We start from the raw sequence: 17810 nt of genomic DNA, 5'->3' as shown, positions 1-17810 counted from the left end.
TATGATTAATGTAGGTTTAGTTGGTTTCGGATTGTCCGGAAGATTTCTTCAGGCACCGTTTTTTATGTCTAACCGTAATTTCGTTTTGAAGTCGCTGGTGACGTCTCAGGAAATACCCAAATACATATTTCCTGATACCAAAAAAGCGGAAAGCCTGGACGAACTGATCAATGATCCGGAAATTCATCTCATTTCCATCGCTTCGCCCAATCCCACACACTATGAATACGCTAAAAAGTGCCTGCTGGCAGGCAAACACATCCTCCTGGAGAAGCCGATGACTTCAACAGCCGCTGAAGCCAGAGACCTGATTGAGATTGCGAAATCAAAGGGCCTGGTGATGTGTGTGTTTCAGAACAGACGCTTTGACGGTGATTTTATGACCGTTAAGAAAGTCATTGAATCCGGTGTTTTGGGAGAAATATTGTCGTATGAGGCTCATTTTGACCGCTTTAAGCCGATTCTTAATCCTAAAAAATGGAAAGAAACCGTAGCTCCCGGCAGCGGCGTTTTATATGATCTTGGCTCACACCTGATCGATCAGGCCATCTACCTTTTCGGCAAACCTGAAGGAGCTGAAGGCGAAGTGTTTATAGAAAGGGCCGGTTCGGAAATCGACGATGCTTTTGACCTGAGACTAAACTATAAAAACCTGAGGGTGACTTTAAAATCAAGCCTGATGATCAAAGAACAGGTTCCTAAGTATGTGGTAAACGGAACAAAGGGTTCATTCATCAAATATGGCCTGGATGTGCAGGAAGATCAGCTGAAAGCAGGTATGACACCTGATCAGGAAGGCTTCGGAAAAGAAGAAAGTCAGTTTGACGGGCACTTAAGAACCGAAATAGGAGGCCTTGAATACTATGGAAGGGTGGAGACGATTGCAGGAGAATGGAACCAGCTGTACGATAACCTGGCTTTCGTAATTTATGGCAAAAACGAACTGATCATACAACCTGAGCAGATATTGACCCAAATCGAGGTCATTGAACAGATAAAAAGTAAAGTCTCGTAAAAAATATCACGAGACTTTAATTAGCGAAGAATTACCAGAGTTCATTTGGATATTTTCCGGAATTCACAAGATTTTCAATGGATTGGGAGACGGTTGGCTTATCTTCAGGATAAGTCACCCCGAACCATTCCGCTTCACTCTCAAAAACCTTGCACTGCCCTTTATCCGACTCAATCAGGTGGCTCATCACGCGGGGAATATAAAATTCAGCTTTGGGAGCATTGTAATTCTCCCTGGCATACGTTTCAAACAATTGCTTGATCTCAGGGAAAACTGAAGGCATAAAGCCCCAGAAATTCATTGAAACAGGCGTATTTTCTCCCAAAATAGTCTCTTCTTCACCTTCTATGAACACAATCTGACCACCTTCTTTCCTGATGATCTGGGTTCTTTCTGTCACCGTGATCAGGAAGTCGTTGTCATTCGTAACGCAGACGCCTCTTGACACAGAACCGTTTTCAGACAAGGTGTTCTTAATCTGGTAACCGATCATGGCGTGTACTGTTTCATCGGTGTTGGAAGAAAGGAAATCAGCCATCGTTTTAAAAGCCTCATATCCGTAAAAATCATCGGCATTGATGACCGCAAACGGAGCCTTTGTCTGATCCCAGGCACACAAAACAGCGTGACCCGTTCCCCATGGCTTGCTTCTTTCTACTACACCCAGGTCTGCCGGAACATAAGAACCAAAACCCTGGATCGCAAAATCGTAATCAATTTTACCGTCGAGCTTAGGCCCGAAAAGGTCCTGAAAATCCTGCTTCAGCTCTTCCCTGATGATAAACACCACCTTGCCGAAACCGGCACGTATGGCATCATAAAGTGAGTAATCTATAATGGTTTCACCGTTTGGCCCGAAGCCGTCCAGTTGTTTAATTCCGCCATATCTGCTGCCCATTCCTGCAGCCAGGATCAATAGTGTTGGTTTCATTGAATAGTATTAAAAAAATGATTCGCAAAATTAAAGATTATGTTCGAATCAAAAAGTTTTAATTTTTAAGTGTACATTTAACAATTATTATTATTTTTGAACAAAATAAATAAAAACTATAACTTTAATGATCAAATCAATTTTTGCAAGCATTTGCATTCTTTTCAGTGTGAGCGTTTTTGCTCAGGAAGGTTCTGACTTTCCTATGCAAAAGCTACCTCAGGAGAACTGGCAGATACAAGGCTCTAAATGGGAGACAGCAGGGAATGTTGTTCTCAACCCCTTGAACACTAAAAAAAGTGTCATTACGCCAGGTAATGGTATTCTTGTTGCCAAAGCAAGTTCAGGTGTGCTTTCCTCTGGTCTCGCAACGCAGGATATCAAGTTGAAATTCAGATTTGTTTTGGGAGCGGGGGCAGATACCCGTTTCAATCTCGGAAACGGAATCGCTGTTTTACTTGAGAATACAGGTAAGACAAGCGGTGTGACCGGCAGCATCAGCATTGACAACGGAAAAATAATCACGCCGCTGGCTGACGCGGGTAAATCGGTAGGGCTATGGCAGACACTCGAACTGGTATATTCACCGGCAAAAACTGCCAGTGAGTCGACAGTAATCGAAAAGCTGGTCCTGAACGGCCTCACTATTCATGAGAACGTATTTATCAGTAACCAAAAGGCTTCTTCTGTAAATGACAAATTCACTTTTGATAACCAGCAGGGCTTTTTTGCCGTCAAAGATTTCGAATATCTTCAGTTTGGTAATAACAAACCGGTTTCACTGAGTGAACTGAGCTATACCCTTCAGGAAACCAATGGTTTTGACCGTTCATTCGAAGCCAAAGCCACTCCTCCGGTAAGCGGCAAAACACCGGTGCTGAGTTATGACGTGCCTAATGACTACAATCGTTATATCATCAACTTTAAAGGTAAACTGAAGGTAGATGAAGCCGGTAAATATGCGTTCACGATGGATTACCAGGGTGCAGGATATCTGAAGATCGACGGAAAACAGGTGACGGGTTCAAAAGAATGGACTTACAGGGAACCGATGACAGGAATGATTGATCTGACTGCCGGAGAACATGATTTTGAATACCAATATCAGACTATTTTCTGGAGACCGGCCATGGGCTTGTTCGTTTCAAGCGGCAAAATCAGGCCTTATGCCTTACATGTGTCCAGCTCGCTTCCTTTGCCTGAAATGAAAGGCGGTGTTTTTGCAGAACCTTCCGGTGACAAAGCCCAGCTCATAAGATCATTTGTATTTTTCAAAGACAAAAAAAGAACGAAGGTGATTTCTGTGGGAACTCCTCAGCAGGTTCACTACACTTTTGACCTTGACAACGCTGCTCTTTTATACGCCTGGAGAGGGGAATTTGCCAATGTGACCGACATGTGGCTGGACAGGGGAGAACCGCAGGTAATCAAACCGATAGGATTAAAAACAGAATTGTCGGGCAGAGTGCCTTTTTATGCCAACGGAGGTTCGCCGCTTGATTCCGTAGATGTTTACAGGGAATTTATCAATACCAGCTATTCGCTGAATGACCAGGGCCTGCCGAAATTCAACTATAAATGGAAAAACAGCACCTTTAGCCTTGAATATACACCGAGTGGTTCTGACCTGAATGTATCCGTCAATGCCTCTGACTACAATGGTTTTTCTATTTTGCTTGACCAGGGACAGGAAATTGTGAAAATTGAAAACGGCTTGTACCAGGTCGATGATCATTACATCAAAACAGATCCGAAACTGAAGCCGGAAATTATCTCTGCCGGAAAATCGAAACAACTGGTGACTGGCCTTAATAAACAATTGAATTATTCTATTATCTGGTAATATATTATGCAAAAAAGAACTTTAATAAAGGGATTTATGGCGGGCATTCTGCTTTTCGGCGGAGTGGCTTCAGCACAGAACAGGCCTTTGACAGAAGACGATTTCTATAAGATCATCACTATTCCTTCACCTGAGGGCCTTGAGCTTGAAGTGGGCGGGCTGGCCATTCTTCCGGAAGGAAACCTGGCGGCATCGACCAGGAGAGGTGATGTCTGGATGATCAAAAACCCTTATATGCTGAATAACAGCATGCCGAGCTACAAAAAAATCGCAGAAGGATTACATGAAGCTCTGGGTCTAAACTACCTGAAAAACAAGCTTTGGGTAACCCAAAGGGGTGAAGTTACCATTCTGAATGACCTGAACGGCGACAACATCACAGATGAATACCAGACTTTCTACAAATGGCCTTTATCGGGTAACTACCACCAGTATTCTTACGGACCGCTGGAAATGCCGGATGGCGATATGATTTTTACGCTGAACCTTGACTGGATCGGAAGAGGAGCCAGTTTATCAAAATGGAGAGGCTGGATGCTGAGAATGACCCCGGACGGTAAAATGACGCCGTGGGCTACAGGACTTCGTTCGCCTGCAGGATTCGGACTCAACAAAGCCGGAGATATTTTTTACACTGAAAACCAGGGTGACTGGGTAGGTTCAGGCCGTATTACCCATCTTGAAAAAGGTGATTTTGCCGGAAACCCATCAGGTTTGTTGTGGTCAGGCGAAGAAGGCTCACCGGTGAAACTGAAAGTAAGCGATATTCCGGATACGGGCGAACCGCTTTATGATGTAGCCAAAAGAGTACCGGGCATCAAGCCTCCTGCAGTGTGGTTCCCGCATACATTGATGGGAATTTCACTTTCAGACATCATCGAAAGCGGCAATGACGGTAAATTCGGACCTTTTGATGGACAAATGTTTGTCGGCGACCAGGGACACAGCAAGATCATGAGAATGTACCTTGAAAAAGTAAATGGTGTGTACCAGGGAGCTTGTTTCCCGTTCAGAGAAGGTTTCAGTTCGGGTATCCTGAGAATGAAATGGGGTATTGACGGATCCATGTTTGTCGGGATGACCAGTCGCGGATGGTCTTCTACCGGTAAAGACAAGTTTGGCCTGCAGAGACTGGCCTGGACAGGCAAAACGCCTTTCGAGATCAAAACGATCAAATCGATGCCGGATGGTTTCCTCCTGGAATTTACCCAGGAAGTCAACAAAGAAACGGCCCTTAACCCTGAAAGTTATGAACTGAACAGCTTCACTTACAAGTATCATCATTTTTACGGAAGCCCGATCATCAATTCCATGAAATTGAAAATCAAGGCCATCCAGGTAGCCGAAGACGGTTTAAGTGCAAGATTAGTAATGGATTCACTTCGTCTGGGCTACATCCATGAGTTCAAACTGGAAGGTGTTCAGAACAAGGCCAACCAGCCGTTGCTGCACAATGTAGGGTACTATACCCTGAACCAGATCAGCACTGTGGCTCCGAAACTGGATGTTGTAAAATATGCCGTAAAAGAAAAAGTAGCTGCTGTGGATCACAGCCAGCATGCCAATATGCCCAAAACAGACGCCAAAGCAGCCAATTCTGCCAAAAGAATCGTGGTGATGCCGGCTGAGTGGAATGGTGTCGTTGATCAGACCATCAAAATCGGTACAAAACCGGGTTTAAAATTTGATATCGATAAAATACAGGTAAAAGCAGGAGCAAAGATCAGGTTGCAGTTTAACAACAACGACGATATGCTTCATAATTTACTGATCCTTAAACCGGGTACGGTGGATAAAGTAGGTATGGCGGCTTTTGAACTGGGACTGGAAGGAGCCACTAAAAACTATGTTCCGGATCTGGAAGAAGTTTTGTTCCATTCTGCGATTCTTGAACCTGAGACTTCTGAGACGATCTATTTCACGGCTCCGTCGAAGCCTGGAAATTACACTTTTGTTTGTACATTCCCGGGCCACTACACTTTAATGCAGGGAACCATCAGAGTCAGATAATTTAATACACTAACCTATGATGAAGCCGGATCAGGAAATTCTCCTTTTCCGGCTTTTTTTTCGCATTTTATTTACAATATGAGAATTTATTGCAGCTTTATTGGATATTTCATTTCATACGGAATCAGAATTTTTATGTTTCCCTGGTCCGGAAACAGGGAAATTTCAAAGTAAGACTTATTTTCACGTCCTGAATTATTGTTGCCCGGATCAAAACTATTATCCGGACTTTTAATGTTATCCATAAAAATAATCCCGGTGAGCATGAAGCTTGCCTTTGACAAAAAACAGAAATTATGTCTGATAATCCTCTTTTAAACTCCTTTGATACTTTACATCAAACCGCCCCTTACGACAAAATCAAACCCGAACATTTCATTCCTGCTATTAAAATGGCGATAGAAGAAGGTAAGAAGGAAATAGAAACCATTGTCAATAACACTGATCAGCCTGATTTTGAGAATACGATCCTGGCTTTGGAGCATTCGGGGCAGCTGCTAAACAAAGTCAGTCACATCCTTTTTCATCTGAACGGTGCCGAAACCAGTCCTGAAATTCAGAACAATGTGAGAGAAGCCTCTCCACTGCTGACAGAGTTTTCGAACGACATTTCTCTTAACCCTGAGCTTTTTAAGAGGGTGAAGGCCGTTTGGGAACAAATGGATCATCTCAAACTTGACCAGGAAAGTAAAATGCTCCTCGATAACACTTACAAGGGTTTTGCCAGAAACGGGGCCAATCTTGATGAAAAAGACAAGGAAAGATTCAGGGAAATCAATAAAGAACTTTCTCAGCTGTCCATCAGTTTTTCTGAAAATGTGCTACATGAAACCAACGAATATGCCCTTCATATTACACAGGAAAGCGATTTAACGGGTTTACCTGACTTTGCAAAAGAGGCAGCAAAAGCTACAGCAGCCAGCCAGCAGAAAGAAGGCTGGATCATAACGCTGCAGGCTCCGAGCTATCTGCCTTTTATGCAGTATGCTGAAAACAGAGAGCTGAGAAAAGAACTTTTCATGGCTTTTAATTCAAGGGGATACCTGGGGAATAAGAATGACAACCAGGAAAATGTATATCAGATCGTAAAACTGAGATATGAAAAAGCCAGGCTGTTGGGTTATAAAACCTGGGCTGATTATATCCTGGAAGAAAGAATGGCTGATTCAGTGAAGATCGTTGAGGATTTTCTGGCCGATATCAGGCAATATGCCGAACCGGCTGCAGCCAAAGAACTGGATGAACTGACCATATACGCTCGAAATAATGGCTTTCAGGACGAAAAACTTCAGAGATGGGATGTTTCGTACTATTCCGAAAAACTCAAAAAAGAGAAATTTGCCATCAATGACGAGTTATTGAAGCCGTATTTTAAGCTGGAAAACGTTTTAGAAGGCATATTTACACTGGCAGACAAGCTTTATGGCATTACTTTCAAAGAAAATCCGGATATCGCCGGCTGGCATGATGAAGTAAAAGCCTTCGAAGTTTTTGATGAAAACGGAGAATTATTGTCGGTTTGGTACGGAGACTATTTCCCGCGGACCGGTAAAAGGGCAGGAGCCTGGAACAATACGATTCAGAGTCAATGGATAGAGAACGGGGTGGAGTTTCGTCCGCATGTGGTCAATGTCTGCAATTTTTCGCGTCCGACAGAAACCAAACCTTCTTTACTGACTTTCAATGAAGTGACGACATTGTTCCATGAATTCGGCCATGCGTTGCACGCTATGCTGGCCAAAGGCAAGTATTCTTCGCTGTCAGGCACAAGTGTAGCCTGGGATTTTGTGGAGCTTCCGAGCCAGATCATGGAAAATTTTGCAGCTGAGCCCGAAGTACTGAAGCTTTTTGCCAGACATTACGAAACAGGTGAGCTCATTCCTGATGAGTACATCCGGAAAATAAAGGACAGCTCTAATTTTATGGCCGGTCTTGGCAACATCAGGCAGTTGGGCCTGGGTACCATTGACATGAAATGGCACAGCAAAGCACCAGATAATGAAAGCATTGAAGAATTTGAAGCTAAAAATGACACTGGAGCCGCCGTTTATCCGAAAGTAGAGGGTATTTCTGTCAGCACGGCCTTCAGTCATATTTTCTCGGGCGGATATTCTGCCGGGTATTATAGTTACAAGTGGTCGGAGGTGCTGGATGCAGATGCTTTTGAGTTGTTTAAAGAAAAAGGAATTTTCAACAAAGAAGTAGCTGAATCATTCAGAGACAATATCTTATCAAAAGGCGGAAGCGAGAAACCGATGGAGCTGTACAGGAAGTTCAGAGGAAGAGCCCCGAAAGCAGAGGCCATGTTTAAACGGTCCGGCTTGCTGGAAAATAACTGAGTATTTTAAGCCGGTAGCAAACTACCGGCTTATATTTTTAACATCCTTTGAGATAATCTGCTGATTTTCCATCTTTTAACTTCTGACCCGTACTGAAAAACTTACAAGCCTGATCTTTTTCATTGAGTTTCTGAGAAACCAGTCCCAGGTAGAAATAAACATAATCCACTTCAGGGTTTTTATCTTCAATTTCTGTCAGTATAATCTTCGATTTCTGATAATCCCCTGACAAAAAGCTACTTATAGCTTCGTTTCTGCGGGTGTAAGGGTTTTTATCATCAATCTTGAGGGCCTGCTGCAGGTACTCATTTCCTGCTTTAAGGTCGTTATCAATAAATGAGAACAAAGTCAGGTTGTTCAGATAGATGATCGAGGTGGGATCGCTCAATAAAGCTTTTTTGCCAAGATCGATCGCTTTTTTAAGGTCATTTTCTTTTTCGGATATCACGGCGAGGTTATTCAGGGCAAATCCGAAACCCGGTTTGATGGCCAGGGCCTTGTTCAGGTATTCTTTGGATATTTTCAGGTCATTTTGCAGAAAATAAACATAACCGATGTTTGTCAGGGCTTCCACATTTTTCGGATTGAGCTGAATCGATTTGTTCAGTGACTCCAGGGCCTCCGTCGTTTTATTCATCCGCACGAAATTCTGTCCGTAAAAGTTATGATAATCCGATGAGTCTTTATAATCCTTAGCGATTTCACTGAAAAGGGCATTACTTTCTTCTGTTTTCCCGATCTCGCTGTACAACTTGGCCAGGTTAAACCGGGCCTGTGTAAAATCAGGGTCGATTTGCAGGGCTTTTTCAAAATCTGCCTGTGCTTCTTTCAGCTGGTCGAGCCTCAGGTAAAGCACGCCCCGGTTATTATAGGCATCCGAAAAATCAGGTGTTTTTTCAATGGCTTCATTAAAAAAAGAAAGGGCTTTATCCAGTTCATTCTTTTTAAAATGGTAATTTGCACGCTTAAAGAATTCTGCGGATTCACTTTTTTCTTTACTTTTGCAAGCAAAAATTGTCATGAGAATTAAACAATAAAGCACAGTTTTTTTCATTATTCAGAAAATTATTAATCAACAAACAACATGAGATACGTTAAAGACATCCCGAATGATTATTGCAAAACCTCGCTTTATTCATTCAATAATAAGTTCATCATTAAGTTCGAGGCCGGAATGTACGAGCAAATATATAAAGTTTCTGAATTGGATGTGTCGGGAGAAGAAGATATTGAAGAAATGCTGGGAGATACTTTTTACCTTAAAGTAGTCAACAGGTTCAAAGAAATGCAGGACGACTTCGAAATGATCATCGACGTCATTGATTAAAAACAAAAAAGCTCCTTACCGGAGCTTTTTTTATCAGTCGTTATTCTGCAATTTCGATATCTCGTGAAATTCATCCCCGAGTTTCTGGGTCAGGCTTTCGAAAATCCTATGGTATTTGTCATAGACTTTGTTGTTGTCCATAGAAGGATGCAGGTCTATTCCTTTGATGACCAGGTCGCCGGCTGATTCCAGGTTGTCATACACCCCCATAGAAGTCAAAGCCACCATGGCAGCCCCCAGGTTGGAGCTTTGCCTGTAGTTGCTCACCGAAACGGTCATCCCGAATATATCAGAAATCAATTGTGCCCAGAAAGGGTGCGTAGCATAGCTTCCCGTCACATGCAGATAGTCAAAACTGCGGTATTTGCGGATGGCATTGCCGATACTCAGGATTTCAAAAATGATCCCTTCGATGGTAGCCCTGATCAGATGCTTGGGTTCGTGCGTGATATTCAGACCGAAAAACATGCCTCTGGCATCCGAATTCCAGATCGGCGACCGCTCTCCCAATAAATAGGGCAAAAACAACACCCCTTCAGATCCGGGTTTTACTTTTGACACTTCGTTCAGGATTTTATTGAATGAACTTTCAAATTCGTTGGTGACATCCACATAGCCAAGCAGCCGGGTTGCCCATTCAAAGGCCACACCACCGTTGTTGGTAGGTCCGCCGGAAATAAAGAAATTCTTATCCAGCAAATAATTAAAAAACTGGCCTTTTTCATCTGTCAGGCATTCTTTTCCTACAGTCCTTACCGCTCCGCTTGAGGTGATGGAGATGGTGGCCTGCCTGTCATTCAGCACTCCTGAGCTCAGGGTGGCCAGGCAGCCGTCTGTACTTCCGATGATCAGCCGGGTATTGGGCAGGAGCCTCAGCGACTTGATAAATGTATCCTTGATTTTCAGCGAAGAATCAAAAATAGGGACGGGGGTCGAGAAATAGCTTTTATCCACGCCCGCAAACTTCAGCGATTCTTCTTCCCAGGCGAGCGTATTGAAATTGAAAAAACCTGTAGCCGACGCCAGACTGTAGTCAATCATGTATTCGCCGGTGAGCTGGAAAATAAAATATTCCTTGAGCGAAATGAACCTGGAAGTCTTTTCAAATCTTTTGGGGTCCTGTCTTTTAATCCAGGTGATTTTAGCGAGGGGAGACATCGCATGAATCGGTGTTCCCGTATTCTGGTAAATCTGCTTGCCGACGGATGAGTTTTTAAGTTCGTTGGCAATTTCATCGGCCCGGTTGTCAGCCCAGATAATGGCGTTTCCAAGCGGTACACCCTTGTTATCGACCGGCAAAACGCTGTGCATCGCCGAACTCAGACAAATGGAAGTAACCACGTATTTTTTATTGAATGCCGGATCGTTAAGAATGCTCTTAAGCACAAAAAGTACCGTAATAAATACCTGTTCAGGATCCTGCTCACTAAAGTCCGGCTGTGGGTGAAATGTCGGGTAAGAACCTTTTTTATACACAATCTCGTTGCCGTGGTAATCAAAAGCCACGACCTTAGCCGCAGATGTTCCAATTTCAATCGTAATTACACATTCCATATCACAAACTGTTTTTTCTGTAAATTTTAGGGGAATACCCGGTTAGTTTTTTAAAGGTCGTTGAAAAATGCTGTGAGGAGTAAAATCCTGTTTCCAAAGCTATTTCCGTCATTGAAATATTGGTGGTTTTGAGGAGCCTGATCGATTCTGAAATCCTTAAATTGATGAGGTAGTTTAAAGGCGAAAAACCGGAATAGTATTTCAGTTTTTCCGTAAAGGCGGTATTACCCAGACCCACCACGCCGGCCATCTCACCGACAGTCCAGTGATGTGACAGGTTTTCCCTGAGCATCAGGTCAAGTTTCTGAAACATTTTCTGGAAATCAAAGCGGTGGCTTTCCTGTTTGCTGACCGCCCTGGCCGATTTAATGATCATTTCTTCAATAATCGAGTTGACCCTGACTATATACCCGATTTCTTCATTCATCAGTTCATATTCCAGGCTCTGAAAAAGCTCGATTCCCTTTCTGAAATCCTGTAATATCAGCGGTTTTTTAAGGGCCAGCAGCTTGCAGATGATCTTCATGTCAGACTCTGCCAGTTTGGTCCATTTTCCGAAGGTAAAATCATCATCTTCATCAAAATTTTCAATTTCAAGGGAGAGTTTATAAAACAATCCTACTTCCAGCATACCCTCCCTGTTGCCCAGTGTTTCGTTGGGTTTGGCTATCAGGACGTCATTCGGGAAAAAGTGCTGCATGGCATCATTGACCATCCATTCAAATTTTCCCTCCAGGAAAAAATAAATTGAAAAATACTTCACCTTTTCTACCTCGAAGCAACGGTGTTTCATGGAGGAGTTTTTGACCCTCTCAAACTCAATAATATAAGGAAAAGCCTGCAATTCAGCCGATTTTTCTTTATTCAGAGTAAATGATGACATCCATTAAGGGGTTTAATATGGCAAATGATCCGGGAATCATTTTTACAAAATCATTCACCGTAAAATAATGAAAGTTTTTATAGAAATAATTCTAGATTTTTGAAAGATTAAGTAAAATAACCAAAACCAGCGTTAACTATGAAGCAAAAACTACAATCTTTTTATGTTTTTCTGACTTTTTGTGTTTTGTCCGGGGCAGCCATGGCACAAAACATCAAAGGAACGATCAGTTCATCGAAAGATAATGCAACCATCCCGGGCGTCTCAGTCACCGTCAAAGGCACCTTCACAGGTACAACCTCTGATACCGATGGAAAATTCAGTATCAATGCCAGCCCGGGAGCCGTCCTCGTTTTCAGCTATCTGGGATACAAGACCTCAGAGATAAAACTGGCCAATCAGACCATTCTGAATGTAAGTCTGGATGAAGACGCTCAAAACCTTGACGAGGTCGTGGTCACCGCATTGGGTATCAAAAAGGATGCAAAGAAACTGGGCTATTCGACGACGACCGTGAGTGCTGAGCAGATCACAGAAAACAGATCGCCGAATTTTGTGAATACCCTGCAAGGTAAAATTGCGGGTGTCAACATCTCAGGCATGGGTACCGGTCCTGCAGGAACGTCAAAAATCAGGATCAGGGGTCAGTCGTCCATCTCGGGTCAGAACAACCCTTTAATCGTAATCAATGGTGTTCCTATTGATAATACGAACTTCGGAACCAATCCCAATAATGCCGGAGCAGATAACTCCATTGGCGTGAGAGGCGGCGGTAATACCTCTGATGGTGGTGACGGGCTTTCGAGCATCAACCCTGATGACATTGAAAGCATGACGATTTTGAAAGGAGCTACGGCCGCGGCCCTTTACGGATCAAGGGCGAAAGACGGTGTATTGATGATCACCACAAAATCAAGAGGAACCAGCAAAGGAATAGGCGTAAGTTATAATACGAACTTTACGAACGAAACCCCGCTTGACTTCACAGATTACCAATACGTTTACGGACAGGGTGAGAACGGGATAAGACCTACGACACCCAATCCGACTTCAGGTCAGTGGTCGTTCGGAGAGAAATTCCAGCCGGGCATGACCCAGGTGCTTTTTGACGGTGTTTCAGTGCCGTATGAACCTGTATATGACCGCATTAAGAAATTTTACAGAAACGGTTCCAACTTTACGAACACCATCAGCCTTTCGTCAGCCACAGAAAAAGGAGGATTTAACCTGTCTATTTCAAACATGGACAACAAAGGGGTTGTGTCTAACAATACCTTTAACAGAAAGACTATTAACTTAGGCTTTGGCTACGATTTATCCAAAAAACTGAGTTTTTCGGGTAACATCAACTATTCTAACGAGTACAACAAAAACCCGCCGAACATAGCCAACCAGGACAACTCGATTCCCACGTCTATTGCCAACATGGCCAATTCTATGCCGCTGGACCTGCTTGATCAGAAAAAATACAATGCGGCCGGCAATGAGTATGTTTATTCGAGATTTATGAACCGTACCAACCCTTACTGGGTAATCGCGGAACAGTTTCAGAACATCAGACGCGACAGGATCTTTGGTAACCTATCAGCGAAATACAACATTTTGCCGTGGTTATTTGCCCAGGTCAGGGTAGGACAGGATTACTGGTCAAGAGACCAGGATTATAACAACTTCCCTACAGGCCACGCCTCTCTGGCAGCTGCTCCTGCAGGTTTTGTGAACGGTATGTACACCCAGGAATCGAGAAGATTCAGAGAAACCAACACCGACATCCTGATTTCCGGAACACAGAAATTCGGTGATTTCGGCTTTGACTTCAACTTGGGTGGTAACCAGATGTACAGAAGATCGGACCTCAACAGTGTACAGGTAACTGATTTTGTTGTACGCGGCCTTTACACCGTGATGAACGGCAGGGTAAAGGATCCGCTTTACGGCTTGTCTGAAAGGGCGGTTAACTCCGTTTACGGTTCGGGAGAGTTTTCTTACAAAAACTTCCTTTTCTTAAACGTAACCGCCAGAAACGACTGGTTCTCAACACTATCTCCTGAGAACAGAAGCATTTTGTATCCGTCTGTTTCCGGTAGTTTTGTTTTCTCCCAGGCGTTTGATTCTACGCCTGAATGGTTGTCTTTCGGTAAGATCAGGGCAGCTTATGCACAAGTGGGTAGCGATACCGACGTGAGCCCTTATGCCAACAATCTTTTCTATGGTATCAATGCCAACTTATTCCCTAATCCTGCCGGAGCTGCACAGCCGGTCGGCGGACCTCAGGGAACCACTGTTCCGAATGCGGGCCTGAGACCTATGAGAACAGCGGAATCTGAAATCGGTATTGACCTTAGATTGTTTAACAGCAGGGTAACCATCGACGCAGCCGTTTACAGGAAAATTACGACTGACCAGATCGTATCTGCCCAGATTTCGGATGCTTCCGGCTTCATTACCACGCTGATCAACAGCGGTAAAAGCAGAAACCAGGGTATGGAAATGCTGATCAACTTTGTTCCGGTTAAGACCAGGGATTTCCAGTGGGATATCAGCTTCAACGGCTCTTATAACATCACTAAAGTATTAAGCCTGCTAACCGACACTCCGGGCGAAAGAATTACTGTCGGAACGCACGTTTTCAACGGTGAACTAAGACAGGTAGTAGGTCAGGAAATGGGCCAGATCTATGGTTTTGGTTACAAAAGAGACGATCAGGGCAGAAAGATTTTCGGCGGCAACGGTATTCCTTTAAGAACCACCGACCTCATCTCTTTCGGAAGTGCCTTGCCTAAATGGGTAGGAGGGATCAACAATACCTTTGTTTACAAAGGCATCTCTCTGTCTGCTTTAGTAGACTTTAAATTGGGCAACAAGATGCTTTCCGGTACAAACTTTAACCTCTACAGACACGGATTGCACCAGGCGACACTTGAAGGCCGCGAAGGCGGGGTTGTGGGTGTCGGTGTAAATGAAAAAGGCGAAGTAAATGCTGCTAAAGCGGCAGTGCAGGACTACTGGTCGGTGGTCAGGTCACTTGCCCTTGTGGAACCGGTAATTTACAACGGCGGGTACTGGAAACTTCGTCAGATTACCGCAGGATATGATTTCGGCAAATTCCTTCCGGCCAAATCCGCGATCAAAGGCGTTAAACTCAGCTTCGTAGCCAACAATGTTTTAATGTTGAAGAAATGGGTGGATAACATTGACCCTGAATCATTCGGGTACAGTTCTGATAACCTCGTAGGTATGGAATCTACGGGCCTTCCGACCACCCGCAGTTTAGGCTTCAATTTAAATGTTAAATTCTAATCAATATGAAAAAAATAATCAGTCTGTTTTTTATATCTGTCAGCTGCGTTTTTATTACGGCATGTGATAAGGGTTTTGATGAACTCAACATCAACAAAACCGCCGCAACAGCCATCAATCCCGTCTTTACCTTAAATAACGCCACGATCAACACCTCTATTCAGAGTGGTGTGGTGGCCTATGAAGTGGGGATTGTTCAGCAAATGGTCTCTCCTAACTCGGGCGTACTGGCCGGAGCCAATTTTAACCAGGACAACCGCGAAGGTACCATGACCAACTGGCAGAGGTACTACCGTAACGTCATCAGGAACACCAAGGACGTGATTGCCAGCACCAAAGATGCCCCGGCCAGGACCAACCTTTATAATATGGCCAGGATACTGCAGGCTTACGCGTTTATGGTACTGACGGATACTTATGGCGAAATTCCTTACTCAGAAGCAGGAAAGGGCTATTCTGATCAGATCGTTTTGCCGAAGTATGAGACCCAGCAGGTCATTTATACCGACATCATCAAAGAGCTTACAGAAGCCGCTGCGGCCCTTGATGCATCCAAAACCATCGAAACCGCCGATGTTTTATACGGCGGGGATGTGAGCAAATGGAAAAAACTTTCCTATTCGTTGCTGCTGAGGGCCGGTATGAGACTGAGCAAGGTTGACGCCGCCACAGCCCAGTCTACCGTAGCCAAGGCCGTGCAGGGTGGTGTCTTTGCGTCGAATGCCGACAATTGCTTCATAAAACATGATGCCAACTATGTCAACGGCATCGGGCAGATGCTCAATGCCACAGAGGCTAACAACTTCTTTATGGGAGCCCCGTTTGTTGATTTTCTTCAGAAGAACAATGATCCGAGACTGAAGTCGATCGCCATTCGCTATGTAGGTGCTTTGTCAGGATCTGATATGATTCCTGCCAAAGGCAACACCGACCCGGCCATACAGATCGGTATGCCGTTCGGATATGACAACGGCTCTATCAAAACCCCTGTAGCCGCCGCAAAACTGGCCAGTTTCTACGATTATACCCAGGTAGACCGTACCCGTCTGGTAAAAACCACCTCGCCGATGTTCCTGGTGACTTATTCCCAGACCCAGTTATTGTTGGCTGAAGCTGCCCAGAGAGGCTGGACCACCGGTTCTGCTGAAGACTATTACAACAAGGGCGTGAGAGCCCACATGGAACAAATGGCCCTGTACGATGCCAATTCTGCTATCGCTCCGGACGCTATCACTGCCTACCTGACCGCCCATCCGTATGTAAGTGCTTCTGCTTTAGAGCAGATCAACACCCAATACTGGGTATCTTCTTTCCTTAACGGACCTGAGGCGTTCGCTAATTTCAGAAGAAGCGGTTTTCCTAAATTAACACCGAACCCCTTCCCGGGCAAAAGTATAAAAGGTGATTTCATCAGAAGGTTAACTTACCCTAACTCTGAAATTTCTGTCAACAGCGTCCATGTCAAAGAAGCCATAGGACGTCAGGGAGCAGATGACCTGGATACCAAAGTCTGGTGGGATAAATAAACCCGCTTGAAACACGAGAACCGGATAGATTTCTATCCGGTTTCTTCTTTAAATCCACTGATAAAGATTATATTTATTCTAGATTTTATTCAACCATAATTAATTATAATCAATGAGACTCACCTTAAAAATTACGGCGTTATTTTCCATCGCCGGCATGTCGTATCAGGCTCAGGCACAGCAGATCCAGGCTACTCCGGAACAAATCAAAGTTTATTCCTCCGAATGGACGGGCCCCAGGGATCCGGACGGCAGACCCAAAGTATCCGATGACCTGATCAGACGCCTGGCCAACATCTCTATTGAAGAAGCCTGGGGTTATCTGAAAAACAAAGGCTACAATAACCAGTTTGAAGCAGGCTGGAAAATCATAAATCCCAAAAAAGCATTGGCCGGAAGGGTTGTTACGGCACAGTATATGCCCGCCCGTCCGGATGTAGACAATAAAATCAAAGAAAAAGGAAAAGTGGAGAACAGGAAAGGTTCTTCCAACTCATGGCCGATCGACGTCCTTAAAACCGGCGATGTTTACGTGGCCGACGGTTTCGGTAAAATCATAGACGGAACACTCATAGGCGATAACCTGGGCAATTCAATTTACGCCAAGTCAAAAACAGGTGTGGTCTTCGACGGTGGTATCCGCGACCTTGAAGGGCTGGAAGCCATTGATGGTTTTGTGGGATTTGTACGCGGTTTTGACCCTTCATACATCAAAGACATGATGATGACCTGCATCAACTGCCCGATCAGGATAGGCAGGGCAACGGCTTTACCCGGTGACCTCATTCTTGGTAAGGAAGAAGGCGTCATCTTTATTCCCGCCCACCTGGCCGAAAACCTGATCATTACTTCTGAGTTTGTAGGACTCAGAGACCAGTTCGGGCACCAGCGTCTGAGAGAAGGAAAATACACCCCCGGCGAAATAGACCAGGCATGGACAGAAGCCATTAAAGCAGATTTTATGCAGTGGATCAAGGATAATCCCGGCAAAGTGCCCATGTCAAAAGAGCAGCTAGACCAGATCATGAAAGAAAGAAACTGGTAAATACTGATGTCTTTAAACCTTAATATTAACTATAAAA

12 protein-coding genes are annotated in these 17810 nt (G+C 44.2%); 8 read left to right on the top strand and 4 right to left on the bottom strand.

Annotation, left to right across the window (positions count from 1 at the left end):
* Window position 1: 1 nt before the first annotated feature.
* Window positions 2-1015 (top strand): Gfo/Idh/MocA family oxidoreductase, encoded by a 1014-nt coding sequence (locus GVN16_RS18095; protein WP_166565332.1) that lies wholly within the window; start codon window positions 2-4, stop codon window positions 1013-1015.
* 31 nt (window positions 1016-1046) lie between these two features.
* Here GVN16_RS18095 and GVN16_RS18090 read toward each other — a convergent pair whose 3' ends face one another.
* Window positions 1047-1946 carry a sugar phosphate nucleotidyltransferase gene (locus GVN16_RS18090; protein WP_166565331.1) on the bottom strand — a complete coding sequence of 300 codons (900 nt, stop codon included), beginning with the start codon at window positions 1944-1946 and terminating at the stop codon, window positions 1047-1049.
* Window positions 1947-2073: 127 nt separating this feature from the next.
* Between GVN16_RS18090 and GVN16_RS18085 the strand changes: the two genes are divergently transcribed.
* The 3 genes from GVN16_RS18085 (at window position 2074) to GVN16_RS18075 (ending at window position 8138) form a co-directional block, all read left to right on the top strand.
* Window positions 2074-3789 (top strand): hypothetical protein, encoded by a 1716-nt coding sequence (locus tag GVN16_RS18085; protein WP_166565330.1) that lies wholly within the window; start codon window positions 2074-2076, stop codon window positions 3787-3789.
* A gap of 36 nt (window positions 3790-3825) precedes the next feature.
* Window positions 3826-5799, top strand: a complete 1974-nt coding sequence (locus GVN16_RS18080) for a plastocyanin/azurin family copper-binding protein (protein ID WP_229244228.1) — start codon at window positions 3826-3828, stop codon at window positions 5797-5799.
* 296 nt (window positions 5800-6095) lie between these two features.
* The gene (locus GVN16_RS18075; RefSeq protein WP_166565328.1) at window positions 6096-8138 is read left to right on the top strand and encodes a M3 family metallopeptidase; all 2043 of its coding nucleotides are present in this window, start codon (window positions 6096-6098) and stop codon (window positions 8136-8138) included.
* Window positions 8139-8175: 37 nt separating this feature from the next.
* Here GVN16_RS18075 and GVN16_RS18070 read toward each other — a convergent pair whose 3' ends face one another.
* Window positions 8176-9159 (bottom strand): tetratricopeptide repeat protein, encoded by a 984-nt coding sequence (locus GVN16_RS18070; protein WP_166565327.1) that lies wholly within the window; start codon window positions 9157-9159, stop codon window positions 8176-8178.
* A 63-nt stretch (window positions 9160-9222) separates the two neighbouring features.
* Between GVN16_RS18070 and GVN16_RS18065 the strand changes: the two genes are divergently transcribed.
* Complete coding sequence (locus GVN16_RS18065) at window positions 9223-9465, top strand: hypothetical protein (protein ID WP_166565326.1); 243 nt, start codon at window positions 9223-9225, stop codon at window positions 9463-9465.
* A 33-nt stretch (window positions 9466-9498) separates the two neighbouring features.
* Here GVN16_RS18065 and GVN16_RS18060 read toward each other — a convergent pair whose 3' ends face one another.
* Both GVN16_RS18060 and GVN16_RS18055 read right to left on the bottom strand, forming a co-directional pair.
* Window positions 9499-11019: a gluconokinase gene (locus tag GVN16_RS18060; RefSeq protein WP_166565325.1), complete on the bottom strand. Its 1521-nt coding sequence runs from the start codon at window positions 11017-11019 to the stop codon at window positions 9499-9501.
* 1 nt (window position 11020) lies between these two features.
* Complete coding sequence (locus GVN16_RS18055; RefSeq protein ID WP_166565324.1) at window positions 11021-11902, bottom strand: helix-turn-helix transcriptional regulator; 882 nt, start codon at window positions 11900-11902, stop codon at window positions 11021-11023.
* A 138-nt stretch (window positions 11903-12040) separates the two neighbouring features.
* Here GVN16_RS18055 and GVN16_RS18050 point away from each other — a divergent pair, with 138 nt between their 5' ends.
* From GVN16_RS18050 to GVN16_RS18040, 3 genes are all read left to right on the top strand, one after another.
* Window positions 12041-15202, top strand: coding sequence for a SusC/RagA family TonB-linked outer membrane protein (locus GVN16_RS18050; RefSeq protein ID WP_166565323.1), 3162 nt, complete (start codon window positions 12041-12043; stop codon window positions 15200-15202).
* 5 nt (window positions 15203-15207) lie between these two features.
* A complete protein-coding gene (locus tag GVN16_RS18045) occupies window positions 15208-16728 on the top strand; it encodes a SusD/RagB family nutrient-binding outer membrane lipoprotein (protein WP_166565322.1) in 1521 nt (506 codons plus the stop codon).
* 112 nt (window positions 16729-16840) lie between these two features.
* Window positions 16841-17773: an RraA family protein gene (locus GVN16_RS18040; protein WP_166565321.1), complete on the top strand. Its 933-nt coding sequence runs from the start codon at window positions 16841-16843 to the stop codon at window positions 17771-17773.
* Window positions 17774-17810 lie beyond the last annotated feature (37 nt).

This window comes from Emticicia sp. CRIBPO, assembly GCF_009905725.1.
Classification (GTDB): Bacteria; Bacteroidota; Bacteroidia; order Cytophagales; family Spirosomataceae; genus Leadbetterella.
This window is presented reverse-complemented; position numbering and strand designations above follow the sequence as displayed.

Excerpts from the sequence above, each read along its gene's own strand:
- GVN16_RS18095 (WP_166565332.1), top strand. The coding sequence starts at position 2 with ATGATTAATGTAGGTTTAGTTGGTTTCGGATTGTCCGGAAGATTTCTT.
- GVN16_RS18090 (WP_166565331.1), bottom strand. The coding sequence starts at position 1,946 with ATGAAACCAACACTATTGATCCTGGCTGCAGGAATGGGCAGCAGATAT.
- GVN16_RS18085 (WP_166565330.1), top strand. The coding sequence starts at position 2,074 with ATGATCAAATCAATTTTTGCAAGCATTTGCATTCTTTTCAGTGTGAGC.
- GVN16_RS18080 (WP_229244228.1), top strand. The coding sequence starts at position 3,826 with ATGGCGGGCATTCTGCTTTTCGGCGGAGTGGCTTCAGCACAGAACAGG.
- GVN16_RS18075 (WP_166565328.1), top strand. The coding sequence starts at position 6,096 with ATGTCTGATAATCCTCTTTTAAACTCCTTTGATACTTTACATCAAACC.
- GVN16_RS18070 (WP_166565327.1), bottom strand. The coding sequence starts at position 9,159 with ATGACAATTTTTGCTTGCAAAAGTAAAGAAAAAAGTGAATCCGCAGAA.
- GVN16_RS18065 (WP_166565326.1), top strand. The coding sequence starts at position 9,223 with ATGAGATACGTTAAAGACATCCCGAATGATTATTGCAAAACCTCGCTT.
- GVN16_RS18060 (WP_166565325.1), bottom strand. The coding sequence starts at position 11,019 with ATGGAATGTGTAATTACGATTGAAATTGGAACATCTGCGGCTAAGGTC.
- GVN16_RS18055 (WP_166565324.1), bottom strand. The coding sequence starts at position 11,902 with ATGTCATCATTTACTCTGAATAAAGAAAAATCGGCTGAATTGCAGGCT.
- GVN16_RS18050 (WP_166565323.1), top strand. The coding sequence starts at position 12,041 with ATGAAGCAAAAACTACAATCTTTTTATGTTTTTCTGACTTTTTGTGTT.
- GVN16_RS18045 (WP_166565322.1), top strand. The coding sequence starts at position 15,208 with ATGAAAAAAATAATCAGTCTGTTTTTTATATCTGTCAGCTGCGTTTTT.
- GVN16_RS18040 (WP_166565321.1), top strand. The coding sequence starts at position 16,841 with ATGAGACTCACCTTAAAAATTACGGCGTTATTTTCCATCGCCGGCATG.